Annotated in this window: 5 protein-coding genes; all 5 read right to left on the bottom strand. The window is 57.6% G+C overall.

Translation table 11 applies throughout. The annotated features are described in order from the left end of the window. Nucleotides 1-857: Gfo/Idh/MocA family oxidoreductase (locus VLH40_01480; protein ID HSV30680.1), on the bottom strand; the 857-nt coding region annotated here is incomplete at its 3' end. Nucleotides 858-972: 115 nt separating this feature from the next. Then, nucleotides 973-1,743 carry a ComF family protein gene (locus VLH40_01475; GenBank protein HSV30679.1) on the bottom strand — a complete coding sequence of 257 codons (771 nt, stop codon included), beginning with the start codon at nt 1,741-1,743 and terminating at the stop codon, nt 973-975. Between the two features lies 1 nt (nt 1,744). Further along, a complete protein-coding gene (locus VLH40_01470) occupies nt 1,745-3,811 on the bottom strand; it encodes a hypothetical protein (GenBank protein HSV30678.1) in 2,067 nt (688 codons plus the stop codon). Then, entirely contained in the window at nt 3,808-5,940 is a 2,133-nt protein-coding gene (locus VLH40_01465; GenBank protein ID HSV30677.1) for an O-antigen ligase family protein, read from the bottom strand. The genes VLH40_01470 and VLH40_01465 overlap by 4 nt, the downstream gene beginning before the upstream one ends. A 47-nt stretch (nt 5,941-5,987) precedes the next feature. Continuing rightward, a partial coding sequence (locus tag VLH40_01460; protein HSV30676.1) for a sugar transferase occupies nt 5,988-6,344 on the bottom strand: 357 nt, incomplete at its 5' end.

Genomic DNA, 6,344 nt, shown 5'->3' with positions numbered 1-6,344 from the left:
CACGCTCCGGTGACCAACACCCGTTTACCGCTGAACGCTCGGGCGATTTTTCCCCCGTCCATAAAGACCGGCTCCCGGAGTAAAAGGTCTTCGATCTTAAACGGACGGAGTGTGGAAAAGGAGACCTTTTTCCCGATCATTTCGTAAATCCCGGGCATGATCAGTGTTTCCACCGGCAGGGTCGCTGTCAGTTCATAGACCTTTTTGATCAGAGAGCGACCGGCGCTGGGAACGGCTACAATGACTGTCTCGATTCGCTGTTTGACCACAAGTCCCGGCAGGTCTCCCACCTGACCCAGCACCCGGAAACCGTGAAGAAAGGCCTGCTGTTTTCTCCGATCATCGTCGACAAAACCGACCAGCTGATAACCAAGTTCGGAATGAGCGGCGATCTCACGGCAGATTTGGGCACCTGCCTCACCCGCCCCGATGATCAGAGTCCGTTTACCCGTTTTACGCAAATACCGAAAACGTCCTTCGGTGTAAAAACGCACCACGAAGCGGGGAACAATCATGATTGAGAGACTCACCAGCGGAGCGATGATAAAGATCGAGCGGGGAAAGACTGTCGGAACCAGGCTGACGACCGCCAGCGCGAACAGCGTTTTCTGCCAGAATATCAGCCGGGCGATTTCCCAGACTTCCTTAAACCCGGTGTGCCGCCAGATATTCCGGTAGGGTTTATAATAGAGAAGAAAGAGCGTCCCTAAGACCGTATCGATCACCGATCCCCAGAAGACGCTCTGAGGATAGGCGTACACCACTATCCCGATTCGAAAATCGAACCGGAGCCAGAAAGCAATGAGCACTGCAAGCAAAAATGCAGTGAGGTCGATGGAAAACTTCCAGTGGCGCACTCCAGTACCGCCCCCCTGCTGAGCCAATAAACTATATAAGGGTAGAAGAGTTAAAAAAATTATTTTACCACACTCCGAAGCGACCCTACCGAGAGAGGGGGGGGCTGCCTCCTGGTTAAACACCGTCCTCGCCTTTTTTTACAGAGGGCCGGAGCAGGTCGTCCAGCGGTCTTCCGGAGGCGACGGTGAGCGCGTACAGGCGGCTTACACCCGCCTTCCGTAGGACTCCCGCCAGGCTTTCCAGGGTCGCCCGCGAGGTGACGACATCGTCAACGATCAAGATTCTTCTTTCCCGAACCCGGGTGGTCGCCGTAACGGAAAAGGCCCCGGCGAGGTTCTTTCTCCTTTCCCGGGGCGTAAGGCCGGGTTGCGGCGGGGTCTTCCTGATCCGCTGAACCGCGCCGGAGAACACCGGTAGATTGAAGGCTTTGGCGGCCGAGCGTACCAGCACTTCCGCCTGGTTGAACCCCCGCTCCTGCCTCCTGGACGGATGAAGCGGCACGGGGAGAATCCCATCCACCTCCCGCAGGAACGGATTGACCTCCAGATAGCTGACTACCAGGGATTCGAACAGCTTCCCCAGGGAGGTCATCCGGCCGTACTTCCAAGCATGGAGGGCTTCCCGGACCGGGGTAACATAATACGCGATCGAGCGGGTCAGATCCAGGCGGGGGACCGCCGTCCGGCAACGCCGGCAGGTAATTACTCGAGGGTTATCGAGCGGCCGGCCGCAGATCGGGCATAGGGGGCTGCGAATATATCGTATGGATTCCAGACATTTCCCGCACAGTGGAAAGCCGCTGGAATGCCTGATATAAGCGCCGCAGACCACGCAGTGCAGTGGGAAAAAGAAATTCAGGAACCCCTCGCCCAGCCCTTCCCCCACCTTACGCCCCGACCTCGATGATCCGCTCGACGAAGTGGACGGTGTGCCGGATCATTGCCCTCACAGTGAAGGAGCCGGGTTTTGGAAAAGAGAGAACGATTTCCGCTTCTCCCCTCTCATTGGTCACCAGGTCCACCGAGGAATGCAACCCGCTGCCGGTTTCCCCCCAACGGATTCTCACCTCCCGGCCGGGGGCCGGATTGTGAAAGGTATCCGTGACCCGGACTCGGAACACCACGTTTTCTTCAGGCCCCAGCGGTTCCGGAATGCCCGAGAGATCAAGGATATGCCGACTGGCCGCCGGAATGGTGGTCACCGCCCAAACCACATTACCGATACCCCAATGCGCCGCCATCCCGATCAACCGATAAGTTCCGGCCCGGGTCGGCAGAAGGAATCGGCCTTCGACAAAGCCGTCTACGGTGGTTCGGGGAGCCAGATAGGTCCCTTCAACAACAACCGGATTTCCCAGCGCGTCTTCCCAACGCCACTGCGGTTCCACCCGATGCACCGGGGACCCATTGCGATCGAGGATGCGCATAGTAAAGGTATGGTTGGTACCTACCGTCCTGATGAGTTTATCCGCCGGGGATACCCTCACCAGTCGGTCCGGGATTGCGGATACCGCCCACACGCTCCGGTATTCCTCAATCGCTCCACAACGAACCAATAGGTCATACCGGCCCCCCGCCGGAAAAGTAGGAAGGAAGGCGAAAAACCCATCTCCCCCAGTGATCGTCTCATAGGTCGCGACGTAATGACTCGGGCGGTTTACCTCAAGCATCACCGACTTGTTTGGGCAGGGAACGCCATCCCCGTCGGTTACTTTTCCGGACACCGCAAACGGCACCCTCTCCGGCCATTCAGCGTTGAGAGAAGCGAAGTCGAGAAAGGCCGCCTCCTGCGGGAGGACAGTCAATAACTCCTGCCGGAGGTAAAAGTCCTGAAGCCGGAATGCGATCGGGTGTTCCCCCGCTGGACGACCGGGGAACACCAGGTCCACCCGGCCGTCAGCCAGCGTGATCTCGGCGGATTCCCCGCCAATGACATATTCGATCACCGCTTCCTCCAACGGAATGTCCCGGTAGTGAAGCTCCACCGCGATAGGAATGGGATGGTGTTCTTTAGCCGACAGGGGAAGCGCAACGTAGAGACTGAGGTCTTCTTCCGGAGTAAACGTTTTTTCGGCGACATTACCGCCGCGGTCTTCAAAATGGATCGTCCTGGTACCGTCAAAGGGGACGAACACCAACCAGGACTGGGTATGGTCGGCCAAGCGGGCCAGCATCGATACCTCGGTTTCGTCAACCACCCGGCCGGAGAGTGTGACGCCGCCCTCCCTCACCACCGCTTTTTCGAGAACTATCTGGGGCGGTTTCGCATCCCGTAGAATCCGGTGGCGGGCCACCTCCTGTCCGTCCACCACGAGCCACAACTCGTTCTCCCCTTCCCGCAGGTTTAACCGAAGGAGAGTTGTTGTCGGCCCATGCCCCGCTCCCGAGGCTACGAGTTCGCCGTTTTGAAACAGGAGAAAGGGTTTTCCCGGCGCTGTCAGCTGAATATCGAGATAAAGCGCCCCGGTTACTTCCGGAAAAGGGGAAAGGAACCAGCTGCCTTCCTCAGGAGAGGAGGAGCTGCCTTCGTCATCAGAAGAGGAGGAGCTGCCTTCGTCATCAGAAGAGGAGGGGCCGCCTTCGTCATCAGGAGAAAAGGATGTCCCATTCCCCCCGTCTATCCGCTCTATAATAAGGAAAGACACGGTGACCGTGCAATCGCCCCAACGGGCGGTGATCTCTTCTTGGCAGGAGAAAAGCGGGGCGGTATACCATCCATCGGGAGCGATCGTTCCATAAACCGCCGACCAGGTAACGAGCTCCGTCACCGTCTCTTCACCGAACAGAGCCTGGAAGCGGTACCGCTCCCCACCATTTAGGCGGTCGGGGATTTCCGGGACGATGAAACAAGAGCCCTCGCTCCCAACCGTCCAACATCCAGACAGCGGGAAAACCAAGACAAGAGGAAGGATAAGGATGGCCCATAACCCCTTACTGAACACCTTTCTATTCAAAGCAACGCCTCGATTTCCCGGCGAAGCGCCTCGACATTGCCCTCTCTCACCGGCCGAAGCGAACGTTCCCGATTTTCCCGAAAGGATTCCGCCGCGAGCAAGGCCAATTCGTAATACCGACGGGCCAAGTCACGTTCGTTCCGGTTCAGGTAAAAGTCACCCACTGTGCGGTACCCGATCATCAGATGTTCAAAAGCCTCCGCGGTCAGGGGATTACGCTTTGCCGCCTCCTCCATCAGGGCGAGGCCCCGGTCGAACTGACCCATTTCCAGATGAAGAAGGCCCAGGTGCTCCAGAAAATACGGCTGGAACGGCGCGATATCGACCGCCCGGCGGGCCGCGTCCAGGCTCGAGGCCCGGTAAAAGTCTCCCCTCCCTGCGTGAAAAAACTGACGGTTGATTCGGCTCAACGCGTACCAGGCCTCTGCGTTCCAAAAATCACGGGAAACCGCCCGCTGGTAAAAGAACCGGGCATACTCCAGTTCACCCCGCCGGGCGTAGATGTCCGCCCACTTGGCGTACCTGGTCCCATCGATTGCCAGAACAGAAAAGACCAGGAGGAGAAAGGCTCCTCCCGTGAGAAAACTCCACCGCACCGGAATTCTTTTTCTGAAAAGCGCCGATGTGGACAGTTCGTTCAGACGTCCGGCGGCAGCTCCGGCAAAGAACCACACAGCCAAAGCATACGAACCCAAAGCGAAGTTGACGTCCACTATACCGTGCACAAATCCCATAAAGACGATCCCCAACATTCCAACTGAAATGATCGTCTCCTCCGGATCGTTTTTGCCGCGGGCCATCAAGACCCCGCCGAACAGACTCCCCAGAAGGACAATCAAAAGGAGAAAACCGACTATCCCCCCTTCCACCAACACCTGAACGAAATAATTATGTGGATTCTCAGTGGTATATGGGGCAGAGCGGTACCCCAGATACAGCGCCGGCCAGCCTCCTCCTCCCCAACCCGCAAGCGGCCGCTCTCTGACCATCGACCAAGCGTCCCGGTAAAAGAGCAACCGTTCGAATACACTCTGATCCTGCCAGCTAAACCCCCAGAATCGGGAAAAATGTTGGGCGGGGTTTAAGTCACCCAGTCCGATGACCAAAAGAAGTCCAATCAACAACGCGGCTACCAACCCCGGCCGGAAGTTCACCCGCTTGAGCGGCCGCTCTCCCCCCAGTAACGGAAAGAGCGTCATTTCAGCCAGCATACACAGCGCCCCACCGCCAACGATCACCAGGAAAAACCGCCCGCCTTCCCCATCGATCAGATAGCGATTGAGATTGTTCAACACGACAGCAAGGACCAAGATTTGGCCCAAGGCCCGCACAAAAAAGGCGGCTCGATTCCCCCGCGGGAGGACGAAGAGAATAAAGGCGACCGAAAGCGTAAAGGTCAGTAGCCCCCCGCGGGAAAAGGTGAAGAAAAGGCCGGCGAGCAGGAAAAAGCCGGCGAAGGAGATCACCAGGCGCCAGACACGACCGGGTTTACTGAGAAGAAGAATGAGGGAGGCCAAAAATCCCATGGCAAAATATGCCGCGGTGGTGTTGGGGTACTGAAAGACGGAGTGGAGCCGTCCGGCGAGAAAGAGTTCTCTCAGGTCCATTCCCAGGGGACGGGCCAGGGGCGGAATCCAGCCGAATCGGTAGGCATACCCCAGAAACACCAAGAAGCTCCCGTTCAGGATAAAACCCAAGAGAGCGATCTGTTTCCAGAAGCGCTCCGCAAATAGTTCCCGGGCAGCGAGAAAGAGGAGGAATAAGACTGCCAGGCTGAGGAATCCCCGGTAGGCCAGGCCCCGGTCTGCGGCTAAAGGGAGATTGAGGGCATAAAGAGCGACTATTAACAAAAGAATGAGAGCGGGCAGCCCCAGGTTGAGTCGCTCCGTGCGATAAAACGCCCGCAGGCCGAAACAGGCGAGCACCAGGACACAAAAGACGGCATAGAAGGGAAACCGCTCGTAATCGAAATACAGCCCCCGAAAGTACGGTGACCACAAAACGAGAACCAGGAGAGCGATCCGGCAAATCCGGTCGGTGGGAGCGAGCAGCGGTCGTTCCATGACCGGAGAGAGCACCGGCTTGAGCTTCTTCTTTTGCGAGGCCATGACCTCATTATACCGAATCATTCCCCTCTTGAAAATACGGTGAATCTATCCCCAACCTTCTTGTAACCTCAATATATCCCTTTCCGCTTTCGCAGGACCGAAAGGGTCATCCAGAGAATTTGCAGGTCGAAGCGGAAGGAACGGTGTCGGAGATAATACTCGTCGCAGGCCACTTTTTCCTCGATGGTCAAGTCTTCGCCGCCCTGAACGACAGCCCAGCCGCTTACGCCCGGCTTAATCCGATGGACTCCCCGCTCCGTGCGCATCCGGATCAGGACTTCCTGGTTGTAGAGAGCCGGGCGGGGGCCAACCAGGGACATCTCCCCCCGCAGGACGTTAAGCAACTGGGGGATTTCGTCAAGGGACGTTTTGCGGAGAACCCGGCCAGCCGGCGTGTAATAGGACTCGATTCCCCGTGCAAGGAG

It is taken from the genome of Atribacteraceae bacterium, assembly GCA_035477455.1.
Lineage (GTDB): Bacteria > Atribacterota > Atribacteria > Atribacterales > Atribacteraceae > DATIKP01.
This window is presented reverse-complemented; position numbering and strand designations above follow the sequence as displayed.

Bases quoted from the DNA above. Each gene is read 5' to 3' on its own strand.
- VLH40_01465 (HSV30677.1), bottom strand. From the start codon at position 5,940: ATGATTCGGTATAATGAGGTCATGGCCTCGCAAAAGAAGAAGCTCAAG.